Genomic DNA, 15,453 nt, shown 5'->3' on the forward strand with positions numbered 1-15,453 from the left:
TGTTGGACGAATGTTTTCACCATTAAGCCCGTTCCCTAATCACGGGATGGCCGCCTGCCGGAACGGTTCATGATGCTAAATGACGATGACACTGCCGGTTTTAATGGTACGGCAGTTACCATTGCAGGTCACTGATCCGTGGCACGATTTCTTTACCGGTATGCAGCATTTCAGAATTTTGATAGTTCAGTTCTTCCGGCGATTTTCCTTCCCATTGACTGGCTTTTCCTTTCAGATGAATCTTGCCCTTAACAGGATCAATGGTAAGTGTAGTAAACAGCGCATCCCTGTAAGGGCAGGTATAGGAAAGATAGGGGTATTGCTGATGCACTGCAGGGTTATAGATCATGTGTTTGTATTTTTCGCCCATCCAGTAATAGGAGGCAGAATTGACATGTACATAATGCACTCCATTCAGGTGATAATGGGCGTCGATATGTGTATGACCGTTTATCGCAAGCAGGATTTTGTTCCGGTATTTTTCCAGCAGCTGCTGTATTTCAGCCGCATTATCTACAGCACCGGAGCCTGCCAGTGGCTGATGCGACACAATGATGCAGGGCTCTTTTATTGTTTCCAACTGCTCTCTTAACCAGGCCGTTTGTTCCGGCCCGATATAAGCAGCATAACCGCCTTTATGAGCCGGCGAACCCTTATCGTTTCCATCCAGTACCAGCAAATAAATGCCTTTTAGTTTAAAGGCATAATAGCGGCCGGGCATGCCCCAATAGTTGATACACTGCTGTTTGGTATAACCGCCGTCCGTATCATGATTGCCGATCACATGCAGGGTTTTCGGATGCGCATTCCTAAATGCCTCAATGACGCTTTTATTCTTGTCACCGGGATAAGCAAAATCACCCATTTGCAGCAGCGCATCGGGTTTTACTTTTTTCATGTCGGCCAGAAAAGCCGCCAGTCGCTCGTAGCCGGTCGGGATCAGGTCCTGGTGGAGGTCGGTTATGATACCGATCTTAATGGTTTCTTTTTTTAATGCTGCTGATACAGCCGCCGGAATGCTCAGGGCAAGCCCTGCAGACGCCGCGGCCTTAATAAATTGCCGCCGGCTAAGGGAAGTCGTTTGTTGGTTCATATTTCAATACACAAATTAAGGCAAAAGCACCATTTATTAAAGAGGTGATGCAAACTTAACAGCATTAAAAATAAACCGCAAAGCGCGAAATTTCCGCAAAGGTTCGCAATGAGAGGCTGGCTGCAAAATAATGTTGCGTTCTTGGCGAGTACCTGGCGTTCCTTGCGTTTAAACATAAATCGCAAAAAAAACTGAGCGTGCTGCATAAAGCCTGTTCGGTTCTGCAAACGGCCTTCACGCACTTGCAGCGGTTTTCCTATCTTCACAAACTAAATAGTTTTTTATGAAATTCAGCATGATCGTTTTTGTTGCTTTCCTCATCGTATCCTGCACCCAACAACCAAAGGAACAGGCAAAAACGCCGCAGGTTCCAATCACTGGTACCTGGAAGCTTTTAAAGGGAACGCTTATTGAGAACGGCGATACGACCATTACCGATTATACAAAAGACCGGTCCTTTATAAAGATCATCAACGACAGCCATTTCGCCTTCCTGCATCATGGTTTGAAAAATGGAAAAGATTCTTCCTTTTTTTCAGCAGGAGGAGGCACCTATACATTAAAAGACAGCACCTACACAGAGCACCTGGAATACTGCAATGCGCGGAACTGGGAAGGCAATGATTTCAGCTTTACTATTTCTATTTATAAGGATACGCTCATACAACAGGGCATTGAAAAAATTGCCGGCAGCAATGTAAACCGGTACAATATCGAAAAGTATATACGGGTAAAGAAAGAAACGGCCAACTGATCTCCGGAAAGGAGGATTATTTGAATTTGAAAACGAGAGCTATCGGTCCTACTTACCAAGCCATGCATTGAGTATTAAAATAATACCAATGCCCATAAGTCCGTAAAGAATATACTTAAGGAACGCCCGGTTGTTCAATTTATGGTTCAGCCACCGGCCTAAAAATATGGCCGGGATGGATGTGGCCAACGATAGCAGGAAATAGTAATTCACTTCGGCGGTCACCAGTCCTTTCGCATAATATCCGATGAAGCCAAGCAGGCTCACGGGTAAAAAATAAGCCTGTAACGTGGCACGAAAATGAGTAGCAGTCCATTTTCTGAGATTTCCGTATACCACAAGGGGAGGACCGTTTAATCCATAGGCGCCACCGAAAACGCCCGACAAAAAACCACAAATAAAAAGCCATATTTGACTGTCTTCTTTTAACGTTTTTGTTGTTTTAACAGCCAGGGTATAAAGCGCATAGCAAATGATCAGTAATCCCAGCACTGTTTTTACCTGGGCTTCATTGCCATATACAAGAATGAGCAGCCCCAGGGGAATACCCGGAATGGCATAAAAAATAAGCCATTTTGCGCTATAGAAATGGATCTTCCGGTGATCCTGGATCACGATGATCAGTGCAATAACAATGGATAACATCACTGATAAGGGAACAGCGGTGGTTGCGGGCAAAAAAAGTAGCAGCAGCGGCACTGCAATTAAAGATTCTCCAAAACCCAGGGTTGACCGGACAAGTGCGGCAATAAAACTAATCGTAAGAATTGAAATGATGGAGAGGCTCATACTTTATATTAATACCTGTGCTGTTTTTCGGTAAAAGTCTACCGTAAAAAAGTGCAACAACGTGTTTTCGTAAGGGCGCTAAAATACATAAATATTTTAGATTGGATAAAAGCAAAAAAAGACGTTGCGCTGGCAATATTGTTGTATAAATGAACAATCACTGTATCAAAAACGTACATTTATATTTTAGTTATGCATGCATCTTGTTGCTTTTCAAAAGAGTAGGTAAATGGCATTTTTCTTGAACATTTTAACGGATACCTCTTACTCTTTTTAATAGTATGTTCATTATGTTAAGAAATCATCTAAAAACGGCCTGGCAAAATTTACGTAAGCATAAAGCATATGTAGCGATTAATACTGCTGGGTTGGCTATAGGCGTGGCGGCCTGCCTGCTTATTTTCTTATTGATTCAATATGAAACAAGCTTCGATCATTTTCATAAAGATACAGACCGTATTTACAGGGTAGTGGCAGCCAACAAAACGCCGGAGGGTATGCATTATTCGCAGGGAAGTGCTTTTCCCGTAGCTGAAGGCCTTCGACTGGATTATCCGCAGCTGGAGCAGGTGGCCCGTATTTATGCACGGAACAATAAGCAGATAACCCTGTTAAACGACGACACGCATACGCCGCAAAAAAAATTCAGGGAGAACGTCCTTTATGCAGAGCCTGCGTTTTTCCACATCTTCAATTTCCCTTTCCTGGCAGGCGACCCTAATACAGCATTGTCGGAAATAAATACTGCGGTGCTGACACAGGCCACAGCCGAAAAATATTTCGGAGACTGGCACACCGCCATCGGCAAGTGGATTAAGTATGATAATGGGAATGTTTGCAAAGTAACCGGCATCCTGCAAAACACACCGGCCAATACCGACTTTCCGCTGCAGGTGGTGTTTTCTTTTAAGACCTCGAAACAAGAGGATCTTTCAACAGATTGGGCAGCCCAGGACGGATCTTTAAACACTTTTGTAGTGCTTTCCAAAAACATGACAGTTCAACAATTTGACGCGGATCTAAAAACCTTTGTAAAAAAACACATCCCTGCTGAATATGCCAGCCAGGGGTATCAGCTGCAACCCCTAAACCAGATGCATTACGAGCGCGCATATGGAACGCTTAGCGGGAAAACCTTTAGTAAAGAATTGATCACGGCCTTAAGCCTGATTGGATTGTTTTTGTTGATCATCGCCTGCATCAATTTTATCAACCTGGCCACAGCGCAGGCCGTAAACCGTTCAAAAGAAGTAGGAATCCGGAAAGTGCTGGGCAGTAGTAAAATGCAACTGATCCTTCAGTTTTTAAGCGAGACCTTTCTCATTACACTGGTTTCTGTTATCATAGCAATTGGAGTTGCCCTTTTGCTATTGCCATCACTCAATCATTTATTACAAACATCCGTGAAAATACAGTTCAGTACCTCGCTGATGCTGTTTCTATGTGGCCTCATTGTTACGGTGACCTTATTATCCGGTATCTATCCCGCCGTTGTTTTGTCCGGATTTAACCCTATCGTTGTTCTCAAAAATAAATTTACCAGCAAAGCGGCAGGAGGGCTTTCCATGCGAAAGGTATTGGTCGTTTTTCAGTTTGTTATTGCACAGGTTTTGATCATCGGTACATTAGTGGTCGTGCACCAGATGCGATTTTTCCAGCATGCAGACCTGGGTTTTGATAAGGATGCCATTGTAACGGTACCGATGGCCAATGATACGGCAGGCCGTACGAAAGGAGATGCGTTAAAACTGCAGCTGCAGCAGCTAACGGGTGTAAAGGACGTGAGTTTGAGCGCATTTAGCCCGATGGACCAGGCCGGCTGGGATGATGATTTTATATTTGATAATGCTACAAAAAAAGCAGGCTTTAAAACCGATTTTAAATGGGCCGACGCGGATTACTTTAAAACGTTTAATATCCGGTTCATTGCAGGCAACCCATATATTCCCGCCGATACGGTAAACGGTTTTGTGGTCAATGAAATGATGACAAAAAAACTGGGCTTTAAAAACCCTGAAAATATTATCGGAAAAAAAATCAGCTTCTGGGAAGGAAAGATAAATGGACCGGTGGTAGGGGTGGTAAAAGACTTTAACGGCTATTCGCTAAAAGAGGAAATGAAACCGATGGTACTGAGTTCCAACAAAATGTTTTACCGGCTCTTTAACATCAAAATACAACCCCAGCAGGCCCAGCAAACCCTGGCGGCTATCGCTTCCCTCTGGAACAAAACCTACCCGGATTTTGTATATGAATACCAGTTTCTTGATGAAAAGATCGCCAGCTTTTATCAGCAGGAAAACCAGCTCTCACAATTGTACCAGTTATTTGCAGGCATTGCCATCTTTATTTCCTGTTTAGGTTTATATGGCTTTGTTTCCTTTATGGCGGCACAGCGTACCAAGGAAATTGGCGTTCGTAAAGTATTGGGTGCATCCGTAAGCAGCATCGTCTATTTATTCTCAAAAGAATTCACACTGCTCATTGGTATTGCGTTTTTAATTGCCAGTCCGATTGCTTATTATATAATGCACCGGTGGCTGCAAAATTTTGCCTACCGGGTCCATCTGGGTATCGGGCTGTTTTTATTAACCATTTTGATTGCTGAAATCATCGCGTGGCTTACTGTGGGTTACCAGGCCATAAAAGCCTCTGTAGCCAACCCTGTAAAAAGTTTACGGACAGAATAAATGAACCCTTGTTTTTAAATAGTAACAATGAAAACGATCATTACGACGATTGCCTGTTTTATCCTGGTTGTGTTAAACGCAAATGCGCAGGATGAAAAGCCTGAACTATTAAAAAAGCCGGCGTCCTGGCAATTTGAAAAGTTTGTGCTGCCACCCACTTTTGCTCCCGGTTTCCCATACACAGGCGTGGAAGAGTTGCGTTTTTCGCCCGGGATGTTTAATAAGGACGCATCCGATTATTTTAGTTATGCATTTGTTGCGCAGCTTAATCAGACCACCAGTATTACGCAGGACGCCTTAAAAAATTACCTGCTTACATATTTTAGAGGTTTATGCGGCAGTACGGCTAAGCAACGCAATCTTTCCATAGATACAGCGCAGATAACCGTTTCAATAGAAAAAAAGGACCGATCTATTTATGATGCCACACTCAACGTCTTCGGCGTTTTTGCAGATGGAGCACCGGTTATATTAAATGCGGAAATAAAAGTATTAACCCATGCACCTGCTAAAAAGACCTACCTGCTGTTCATTACATCACCTCAACGGAAAACACATGTTATCTGGCAACAGTTATACAACATTCAAAAGGAGTTCAAAATACCGAAGGAGTAATCCTGGATTAGCTTAACGGGTCCCAGGTGTTCGAGGCCGACTGCAGGGGATGCTGTTAGGATATCATTTTATCTGTAGTTATTTATTTAACATAATATAAATTATGAGAAACAAATAATCGTCGTACCTTTGTAGACGCAGGTATTAAGCTGTTTGGTCAAACGTTGACCAGATATAATGATACCAGCATTAGCTAGGGTTTACATTTAAAAACGACAGCGCTGTATTTCTATATGGCGCTGATTTATTGTTGATGATGCGCAGCTTACACTGTTTTATTTCGGCAGGAAGATTTATAATCTTTGCGGGTATAATATAAGTTGATAATTGTCAGCGATAACTGTTTTAAACGTCATGGCACAATTTGCACGTTAAGCCGTTTACAGACACCTGTGTTTGATTTTTTTTTAGTCCTGCGCGTATATACCGGTGTTCATGGCGTTTTTTAATCCTGATCTAAAGAACAAAAAATCAGCCCTGAACGGAACTTCATCATTTGGCCGTTTAGGTGGTGCCAGCAACCTGGCCTGGCGGGATGAACAGCTGGTACGAAAGATAAACACGTCTCTAAACATAAATGAGCCTGAAGTGCCTGCGCCTGCTTGTCGGCTTTCCTTATTTCGTTGATTTTCCGCAGATAAATGCTCATTATAAACAATTAAACAGTATAAAAGGAGTGCTCCTTTACACACTCCTTCTTTCAAAACTCCTTCCCAAACCCTATTTAACATAATGTTTTCACTCCTGTAAAATATTTTAATTGTATAATTCCGATAACAGTACCCGGTTACCGCTGGTCGAAGCAACTGCGCCATAGAAATATACTACCTTTGCGCGCGGCAAACATGACACAAAGCATTTCTATAAGCAATTGGATTGAACAGGTACAGCAACTCCCCCTGGTAGATGTGCGCACCCCGGCTGAATTTGCACAGGGACATATTCCCGGTGCGGTTAACCTGCCGTTATTCAGCAATGAGGAACGGGTGCAGGTGGGCACAACATACAAACAGGTAAGTCGCGAAGAGGCCATCCTCCTGGGTTTTGAACTCACCGGACCCAAGTGGGCCGGCTTTATCCGGCAATGCCTGCAAATAGCACCCGGCAAACGGATGGCCGTGCATTGCTGGAGGGGCGGCATGCGCAGTGGTGCCATGGCCTGGGCCCTGAGCATGTATGGTTTTGAGGTATACACGATCACAGGTGGTTATAAAGCCTACCGGCGCTGGACACACCGGCAGTTTGAACGGAACTATAATATACGGATATTGGGTGGCATGACCGGATCTGGTAAGACCCGTTTGCTGCAATACATGAAACAAAATGAACAGCAGGTGATTGACCTGGAAGAGCTGGCCCAGCACCAGGGTTCTTCTTATGGCACCATGAACAAAATGGTACAGCCCACACAGGAACAGTTTGAGAACGACCTGGCCTGGCAGCTAAAGGATATGCATCCGGAGCCGTTGTTATGGCTGGAGGATGAATGCCAGAAGATCGGCAAGCGGACTATACCCCTACCCTTGTGGCACCAAATGCGGAGCGCATTACTGGTGGATCTGCAGGTGCCGCTGGAACAACGGGTGGCTACCCTGCTACAGGATTATGGGCATCTTGATCCGGATTTTTTGGTGGAAAGCACCGAGCGCATTCATAAACGGCTGGGACCATTGCAGACTAAACAGGCCGTTGCGGCCATCCGTGAAGGACGCATGGCGGATTTTATCCGTATCGCATTGGTCTATTATGATAAGGCCTATCGCAAGGGATTGGCAATGCGCCCTGCAGAGAAAGTGTTTGGTCTGCAAGCATCAGGAAGCAACCTGGAAGCCGATAGCGAACTGTTGACTGCGTTTGCAGCGACACTTTGAAAATATGAGAATATGAAAATATGAGAATATGAAAATATGAGAATATGAAAATATGAGAATGTGAGAATGTGAGAATGTGGGAATGTGGGAATGTGGGAATGTGGGAATGTGGGAATGTGGGAATTTCTGATAAACTTACTAATATACGAAAGTCCCATTAATGGTCTAATGTCAAACTTCAAACCACAAACATCAAGCGAGCAACGGAAATAATGGAAACAACAACATTCAGATTGACACAATATTCGCATGGCGCCGGCTGTGGCTGTAAGATCAGTCCGGCCCTGCTGGATAAAATCCTACATACAACGGTACCGCAGGCGATCGTGGATCCGCGCCTGCTGGTGGGGAATGATAAACGGGACGATGCCGCTGTACTGGACCTGGGTAATGGTACCGCGCTGATCTCCACCACCGATTTTTTTATGCCCATCGTGGATGATGCCTACGATTTTGGTCGCATAGCAGCTACCAACGCCATCAGTGATGTATATGCTATGGGTGGCAAACCGGTACTGGCCATTGCCATACTGGGCTGGCCCATCGATAAACTTCCGCCGGAGGTTGCCGGCCGGGTGCTGGAAGGTGCCCGGGCCGTTTGTGCCGATGCAGGTATTACCCTGGCCGGCGGACATAGCATCGACTGTCCGGAACCGGTATTTGGCCTGGCCGTAAATGGCCTGGTGGAGCTTTCGCATTTAAAACAGAATGCCACCGCTACTGCGGGTTGCCGGTTATACCTCACGAAGGCCCTGGGCGTAGGTGTATTATCGACGGCGCAAAAACGCGGGGTATTGCAGCCGGAAGATGCGGCCGTCGCCTTAAAAAGTATGACAACTCTCAATAAGCCCGGGGAACTGTTGGGCGGACTGGAAGCGGTTAAAGCCATGACGGATGTAACCGGTTTTGGACTATTGGGACACCTGGCGGAGATGTGTGCCGGCAGCGGGGTATCGGCGGTGGTGGAATTTGATAAAGTACCGGTGATACCGGGTATTGCTGCCTATCTCGACCAGGGGGCTGTGCCCGGTGGTACCCGTCGCAACTGGGCCAGCTATGGACAGCAGATCGGACCGCTAACTGAACGCCAGCAACAGATCCTGGCCGATCCGCAAACCAGTGGTGGCTTATTGGTGGCCGTATCGGCAGATGGTACAGACCGTTTTGAAGCGCTGATGCGGGAACAGGGGTATGACCTGGAATCCTTTGGCTGGCTGCAACCGCAGGACGATGGCCCGCTGATCCGTGTCGCCTGATCTGAAGTTAAACATCGTATTGCTCAATAATATCATTCGCTCAGATTTTTTGTTGCAGCGGCCAGTAATGTCCGAAGGGATCTTTGACCGTACCTTGCCGATAGCAATATTCATAATCCTGTGCCGGGCTTATTTCCTCTGCGCCTGCATTGATGGCGTTCTTCATTATACGATCCACATCCGGTACAAAGAGACCGATGCAAACGGTGGTGCCATTGTGCGTACCGGGCGAAAAATAACAGGATTTTGCTGTGGTTTCATGCAGGTGAAACAATGCCCCGTCGATACTTAGTTCGGATACATGAATGCTGCCGTCTTCATTGGGAAAGCGTCTTAATTCCACAGCCCCAAACGCTTTTTCATAAAAGGAGATATCGCGCACGCCATTGGGAATAAAGAGTTCGGGTGCGAAGAAAATACCACTGTTCATTATATAAATTTAGCAAAAAAGTACGCTTATAGCAATGAAGGGATTCGCGCCCCTTCAGGAACGGATCCCTTCGCCAATAGGGTTATGAACAGACCTTGCTTTCGCTTATTCTGTTGGAAACTTACTCATATCCATAAAAAACAGTTCCCATGTATGGCCATCATAATCTTCAATATTCATTTTTTGCATAAAGCCGTAATCCTGTGCGGGTATGGGTTCTGTGCCCCCCGCCTTCAGACCGTTTTCGGCCATTTCATTTACCTGGTCCAAACTGTCAAGGCTCAGTGCAAATAAGCCGGCAACATTCGTTTTGGTGTCCGCAATTGGCTTGTTTACAAAAGTGCTGAACTTCTCATGGCTCAGGATCATCAGGAAAATATGTTCGCTCCACACCATGCATTTTCCGGAATCATCAGAAAACTGTCGATTATTTATAAACCCAAGTTTTGTGTAAAAATCCATCGATCGGTTCACATCCTTTACGGGCAAATTGATAAATACCTGTTTCATTTGTATCATTTTTTATTTCCTGCTAAATTAATAAATACGCTGCGAAGATCAGATTTGTTAATCCGGCAATATACGGGGGAATTGCGGCCCAATAATGAGCCCGTTGATTACATGGAGTCTTTCATCCACGCTGTCTTGGGGTACCTATTTTTTTGCATATCTTTAGAATGATAAAAATTCCTCATAGTACTAACCTTTTTTTAATTGATCACATCATAAACCCATATGCGCAAACAGGTCCTTTTTATACAAGGTGGCGGCAATGGAGGCTACAAGACCGATGCACCGCTGGTGGCTTCGTTGCAAGCCGCGCTGGGCAACGATTACCAGGTGCATTATCCCCAAATGCAAGCCGATGAAACGGTACCTGATTTCGCTTCACAATGGCTCCACCAGATCGGCGAACAGATCGCAGCGGCTAAGAACGGACTAATACTGGCAGGTCACTCCCTTGGCGCTTCCCTGTTGGTAAAATACCTTTCAGAAAATACCGTTCAAACAAGTATTGCCGGCGTATTCCTGGTGGCTCCACCCTATTGGAATGGCGATCAGGACTGGGTACAACCGTTGAAACTACAGGACGGTTTTGCGGATCAGTTACCTAAGGATCTCCCGTTTTATTTTTATCAATGCAGGGATGATGAAGTGGTGCCCTTTAATCATTTTACCCGTTACCGGCAACAGTTGCCCCGGGCGGTGTTCCGGGAACTGGAAAAAGGCGGACATGCGTTGCATAATGATTTGTCGGTGGTGGCGGCGGATATAAGGAGTTTGTAATTTTTCAAAGGTGGAAACCAGAAATAAGAATAAGGACGCCCAAGGTGTCAAAAACGCTTCGTATTTATAAAATTTGTAATTTTATAGCTACCACCTAAACATCGAAACACTTTTTTATGATCAGGCTTTTGATAAAACACGTATGCTACGCTCTTTTGGTTCTCTTTGCAATTAAAACATCTGCTCAGACAACAGAAGATTTTAAAAAGCTAAAAGAGGAAAATGCATACCTCCGGAAATCGCTGAATATTAAAGAGGCTTCCCTGAAACAGGCCACAAGCGACAGCTTCAGCTTTAGTCTCATACGTTGCACGGGAAATAAAACTGAAAAACAAATTGACCTGGAAATCCTGATAACTAATCTTTCTGGTAACCGGAAAATTCAATTTTCGCCGGATACATACGCAAGAGCGATAGATGTTCAGGGTAATGTTTATACGCCTGATGCTATTAAAATTGGCGCAGAAAAGTATGCAAGTGATATTTACCAGGATGTACCTCTGAAGCTCTCGTTCTCGTTTGTAAAGTTAGACCCTTCGGTTGCCCTGCTGAAGCTGATCAGCCTGAAATATTTTGTTCCCGGTCGTTATGTGGAGAAAGAAGTTTTATTTAAAGATATACCGGTTACGTAGAAATGACTTAGTCATTTTGCTGATTGTTGACTTATTTTATATCGATAGATCATTTATCTGCCTGAAAAGACTTTTGAACGCACTTTGAACGAAGGCTGAGATAGGCCAGACAGCTTGACAACACCCTGCCTGCACAGCAGTAAACTAACGTAATATGGATATACGCAAAACAATTGAAATCTTGGAAGCCCTTGTCTCTGGCTGTTCTCCGTCAACGGGAGAAGTAATCGGTGAGGAAAGTATTTTGAATGAACGGGACGTGATCCGGGCACTACAAATTGCAATCGACCGGCTCAGCAACGAAATACCTCCAGAAGAGGGAACCATTCATATACCTGATGAAGAGATAAAAAACGCCATTGTGCTTTTTAAGCAACTGGAATTAGCTCCAACTTACAGCCGGCTGGCCGGATTCTTTTTGGCTACCCGCAGGTTTGAAAATGAGCTGATTCACTCAAATAGACTTTATGGGAAGTATCATGGACGATATCAAAAGGGACAGGTTTTGGATTTTTTTATGGCATATCTTGCCGATAACGGATATTCTAAACACGGAAAGAAGGTCTCTTCTGAAAATGAGCCATGGAAAACAATCGACTTTTTTCGCAGGGATCGTTTTAACAACCTTTCGGAACATGCTATAATAGAATTAAAGGAGGCGATTAAAAAACTGGGTGTTCTTAAAACCGATAACCTTGCCACCTATATTCAGATCGCAAGAACAAATTACCCGCGGGCTTATGAGGCCTGGACAGATGTGGAGAAAACGCTTCTACGCGATGCGATGCAGTACACCAATGATCTAAGCGTCTTATCGGATTGTTTTCAAAGAGGCGAAGGATCTATCGCATCTTTCGGACAAAAACTGATCTATGAAAATCAAATCCTGACAAATGGCTGAAAGGAAAACGGATTTACCGGTGTTAAACGAAAAGCAGCATTGGCTGTGATCAGTGAACAAAAGCGAATCCTGGTATTGATTCCGGAAAGACCAGGCCCCTACTCGAGGGACTTATTTACCGGTGGAAGAAAAAGTAGTCACTCTTTATATTTATTTTTCAATGCGTAAATAATCTGCTGTTGTTAATTTATTTTCACACCTTACCATGCGGAAGCATTTTCCCTTACCACCACAGGGCCAATACCCCGCCTTTTGTTTTTAAAGGATATCGCTCACTCAATGCTGTTTCCTTGGTGATTTTATGGTTGCCACAGATTGCGCCTGCGGCGCTTTTCTGCGACATGGTTGCTGTTAAAGCGGATGCCAAACCTGCGCAACTTGTCACGCCCAGGGCGTGATCTGTGGCTTTAAGGAAACGACATTAATCGCTTACCTCGAAAATTAATAGTAGATTGCAGCATAACGATATCTTCACTATGAAAGAGGAACAGCTCAGAAGCAGCAACTGGTTTGGCCGCACCGGCAAGGATGGTTTTATTTACCGCTCGTGGATGAAGAACAGCGGCATTCCGGATCACGAATTTAAGAAACCCGTCATCGGGATCTGCAATACCTGGAGTGAGCTTACGCCCTGTAACGCGCATTTCCGGGAGCTGGCGGCTTCTGTAAAACGCGGTGTGCTGGAAGCAGGCGGCCTCCCCCTGGAGTTTCCGGTGATGAGCCTGGGCGAAACCCTGATGAAGCCCACCGCCATGCTGTTTCGGAACTTAGCCAGCATGGATGTGGAGGAAAGCATAAGAGCCAACCCGCTGGATGGTGTGGTGCTGCTTTGTGGTTGCGATAAAACCACTCCTTCCCTGCTGATGGGTGCCTGCAGTGTGAACCTGCCTACCCTCATTGTATCGGGCGGACCGATGCTTACGGGAAAATACCAGGGGCAAAGCATCGGCACCAGTGATGTGTGGCGACTGGCCGCCGGACTGGAAACCGGAGCGGTGCAGGAGACAGAGCTCAACGATATGGAAGGCGCGCTTTGCCGCAGCCAGGGGCATTGTGCCGTAATGGGTACGGCTTCTACCATGGCTTGTATGGTGGAAGCCCTGGGCCTCTCCCTTCCCGGTAATGCGGCCATTCCCGCGGTGGATGCCCGCCGGAAAGTGCTGGCTCAATATTCCGGCAGCCGCATCGTGGAAATGGTGCGGGAACAATTGTGTTTGTCCGATATTCTTACCCGGCAGGCTTTTGAAAATGCCATCATCACCAATGCCGCCATTGGCGGTTCTACCAATTTTGTCATTCACCTGCTGGCTATTGCCGGCCGCATTGGCGTGCCGCTTAACCTGCAGGACTTTGATACGCTTTCTAAAAACATACCGCTGCTGGTAAACCTGCAGCCCTCCGGTGCCTTTTTTATGGAAGATCTTTATTATGCCGGCGGCTTGCCCGCGGTGCTTAAAGAGCTGGATGACCTGCTGCACGCGGATGCGCTTACGGTAAACGGCAAAACCATTGGGGAAAACAACCGCAATGCCGGTTGCTATAACCGGGAGGTGATCGCCACGGCGGCAACACCCGTCAATACCGCTACTGGTCTGGCCGTATTAAAAGGAAATATTTGTCCGGACGGTGCGGTCATCAAGCCTTCGGCCGCCAGTGCACACCTGATGCAGCATACGGGCCCGGCCCTGGTGTTTGAATCGATCGATGATTACAAAACCCGGATCAATGATGACGACCTGGAGGTGGACGCAAACACCATCCTTGTATTAAAGAACGTAGGACCCAAGGGCTATCCTGGTATGCCGGAGGTGGGCAATATGACCCTGCCTAAAAAATTACTGCAGCAGGGCGTTACCGATATGGTGCGCATCTCTGACGGTCGCATGAGCGGTACCGGCTTTGGTACCGTTATCCTCCATGTATCGCCGGAAGCCGCCCTGGGCGGCAACTTCAGCGTATTGCAAACCGGGGATATGATCAGCCTGGATGTGGAGCGCCGCACCCTTGATGTACAGCTTACAGACGAGGAACTGGCCCAACGCAGGAAGGCCTGGCAACCATTGCCACCGCAGGCCTCAAGGGGCTATGTGCAGCTGTATACCCAGCGGGTATTGCAGGCGCACCTGGGGGCCGATCTTGATTTTTTAACGGGCAGCAGTGGTGCGGAGGTAAGTAAAGATTCTCACTAAACCTTATATACTACGAATGGAGTTCGCTAATAAAACAGCCATAGTAACCGGTGCCGCACAGGGCATTGGTTTTGAATTGTGCCGGCAACTGGCCGCCGGCGGTGCGGGGGTCATCCTGAACGACCTGGACCCGGCGCTGGCTCAAACAGCAGCAACAACGATCAATACACAGTTTCCCGGAAGGGTTTATGCCGTTGGGGGCGATTGCAGCAACCCGGAAGTGATCCGGCAACTGGTACAGGCTGCCGTTGACCAATACGGCAGACTGGATATTGCGATTGCCAATGCGGGGATCACCTTGTTTGGCGATTTCCTGGATTATAGCCCAGAGGCGTTTTACAAGGTATTGCAGGTAAACCTGGGCGGTTCTTTCTTTTTGGCGCAGGCCGCTGCGCAACAAATGAAGGCCCAGGGCTCCGGGGGCTCCATCCTGTTTATGTCTTCCGTAACCGGGCACCTGGCGCATAAGGGACTGGTAGCTTATGGCATGACGAAGGCGGCGCTGGAAATGCTGGCCCGCAACCTGGTGATCGAGCTTTCCGGCTATGGCATCAATATCAACGCCATTGCACCCGGTGCCACGCTTACAGAGCGTACCCAGGCCGACCCGGAATATGCTGCCAAATGGGAAAAGATCACACCCGGTGGCCGGCCCGCAACGGTGGATGATATTGCCCGCACGGCCTTGTTCCTCGTTCATGAACAATCCCGCCATATAAACGGACAACATATCGTTATTGACGGCGGGTGGAGCTGTGTGGGCGTACAGCCGGATTGACGGCCTGCGTAATGTCGTCAATCTCTTGTTGAGACAAGACGTTGACCAGACAGCACATCGTCGCGTCGACCGCAGCGGAGACGTCTCTACGCAATACCGCTCTGTTAGCCAGATCCTTTACCCCATTTTATGACAATGCACCTGTGGCGATTCCTCCGCCAGGATCGG

At 46.5% G+C, this 15,453-nt stretch carries 14 protein-coding genes; 10 read left to right on the plus strand and 4 right to left on the minus strand.

Annotated elements, in window-relative coordinates:
- Positions 1–115: 115 nt before the first annotated feature.
- Positions 116–1,093, minus strand: a complete 978-nt coding sequence (locus tag Q1V85_RS11240; RefSeq protein ID WP_300599932.1) for a metallophosphoesterase — start codon at positions 1,091–1,093, stop codon at positions 116–118.
- Between the two features lie 283 nt (positions 1,094–1,376).
- Here Q1V85_RS11240 and Q1V85_RS11245 point away from each other — a divergent pair, with 283 nt between their 5' ends.
- Positions 1,377–1,847, plus strand: a complete 471-nt coding sequence (locus tag Q1V85_RS11245) for a hypothetical protein (RefSeq protein WP_300599934.1) — start codon at positions 1,377–1,379, stop codon at positions 1,845–1,847.
- A 48-nt stretch (positions 1,848–1,895) separates the two neighbouring features.
- Here Q1V85_RS11245 and Q1V85_RS11250 read toward each other — a convergent pair whose 3' ends face one another.
- The gene (locus Q1V85_RS11250; RefSeq protein WP_300599936.1) at positions 1,896–2,636 is read right to left on the minus strand and encodes a sulfite exporter TauE/SafE family protein; all 741 of its coding nucleotides are present in this window, start codon (positions 2,634–2,636) and stop codon (positions 1,896–1,898) included.
- 290 nt (positions 2,637–2,926) lie between these two features.
- Here Q1V85_RS11250 and Q1V85_RS11255 point away from each other — a divergent pair, with 290 nt between their 5' ends.
- From Q1V85_RS11255 to selD, 4 genes are all read left to right on the plus strand, one after another.
- On the plus strand, positions 2,927–5,326 hold the full coding sequence (locus tag Q1V85_RS11255) for an ABC transporter permease (protein WP_300599939.1): 2,400 nt from the start codon (positions 2,927–2,929) through the stop codon (positions 5,324–5,326).
- Positions 5,327–5,353: 27 nt separating this feature from the next.
- Positions 5,354–5,941 (plus strand): hypothetical protein, encoded by a 588-nt coding sequence (locus tag Q1V85_RS11260; protein ID WP_300599940.1) that lies wholly within the window; start codon positions 5,354–5,356, stop codon positions 5,939–5,941.
- Positions 5,942–6,786: 845 nt separating this feature from the next.
- Positions 6,787–7,812 carry a tRNA 2-selenouridine(34) synthase MnmH gene (mnmH, locus tag Q1V85_RS11265; RefSeq protein WP_300599942.1) on the plus strand — a complete coding sequence of 342 codons (1,026 nt, stop codon included), beginning with the start codon at positions 6,787–6,789 and terminating at the stop codon, positions 7,810–7,812.
- Between the two features lie 212 nt (positions 7,813–8,024).
- Positions 8,025–9,068 carry a selenide, water dikinase SelD gene (selD, locus tag Q1V85_RS11270; protein WP_300599944.1) on the plus strand — a complete coding sequence of 348 codons (1,044 nt, stop codon included), beginning with the start codon at positions 8,025–8,027 and terminating at the stop codon, positions 9,066–9,068.
- A gap of 40 nt (positions 9,069–9,108) precedes the next feature.
- On the opposite strand, the gene Q1V85_RS11275 is transcribed toward selD, so the two are convergent.
- Positions 9,109–9,498, minus strand: coding sequence for a VOC family protein (locus Q1V85_RS11275; RefSeq protein ID WP_300599945.1), 390 nt, complete (start codon positions 9,496–9,498; stop codon positions 9,109–9,111).
- A gap of 105 nt (positions 9,499–9,603) precedes the next feature.
- Positions 9,604–10,008, minus strand: coding sequence for a VOC family protein (locus tag Q1V85_RS11280; RefSeq protein WP_300599947.1), 405 nt, complete (start codon positions 10,006–10,008; stop codon positions 9,604–9,606).
- Positions 10,009–10,233: 225 nt separating this feature from the next.
- Here Q1V85_RS11280 and Q1V85_RS11285 point away from each other — a divergent pair, with 225 nt between their 5' ends.
- From Q1V85_RS11285 to Q1V85_RS11305, 5 genes are all read left to right on the plus strand, one after another.
- Positions 10,234–10,785: an alpha/beta hydrolase gene (locus Q1V85_RS11285; RefSeq protein WP_300599949.1), complete on the plus strand. Its 552-nt coding sequence runs from the start codon at positions 10,234–10,236 to the stop codon at positions 10,783–10,785.
- A gap of 116 nt (positions 10,786–10,901) precedes the next feature.
- Positions 10,902–11,417, plus strand: a complete 516-nt coding sequence (locus tag Q1V85_RS11290; protein ID WP_300599951.1) for a hypothetical protein — start codon at positions 10,902–10,904, stop codon at positions 11,415–11,417.
- A 154-nt stretch (positions 11,418–11,571) separates the two neighbouring features.
- Positions 11,572–12,318 carry a hypothetical protein gene (locus Q1V85_RS11295; protein WP_300599953.1) on the plus strand — a complete coding sequence of 249 codons (747 nt, stop codon included), beginning with the start codon at positions 11,572–11,574 and terminating at the stop codon, positions 12,316–12,318.
- Between the two features lie 476 nt (positions 12,319–12,794).
- Positions 12,795–14,507: an IlvD/Edd family dehydratase gene (locus Q1V85_RS11300; protein WP_300599954.1), complete on the plus strand. Its 1,713-nt coding sequence runs from the start codon at positions 12,795–12,797 to the stop codon at positions 14,505–14,507.
- 16 nt (positions 14,508–14,523) lie between these two features.
- Positions 14,524–15,285 (plus strand): SDR family oxidoreductase, encoded by a 762-nt coding sequence (locus Q1V85_RS11305; protein WP_300599957.1) that lies wholly within the window; start codon positions 14,524–14,526, stop codon positions 15,283–15,285.
- Positions 15,286–15,453 lie beyond the last annotated feature (168 nt).

The sequence above is a fragment of the Niabella sp. genome (assembly GCF_030150205.1).
Taxonomy (GTDB): Bacteria; Bacteroidota; Bacteroidia; order Chitinophagales; family Chitinophagaceae; genus Niabella.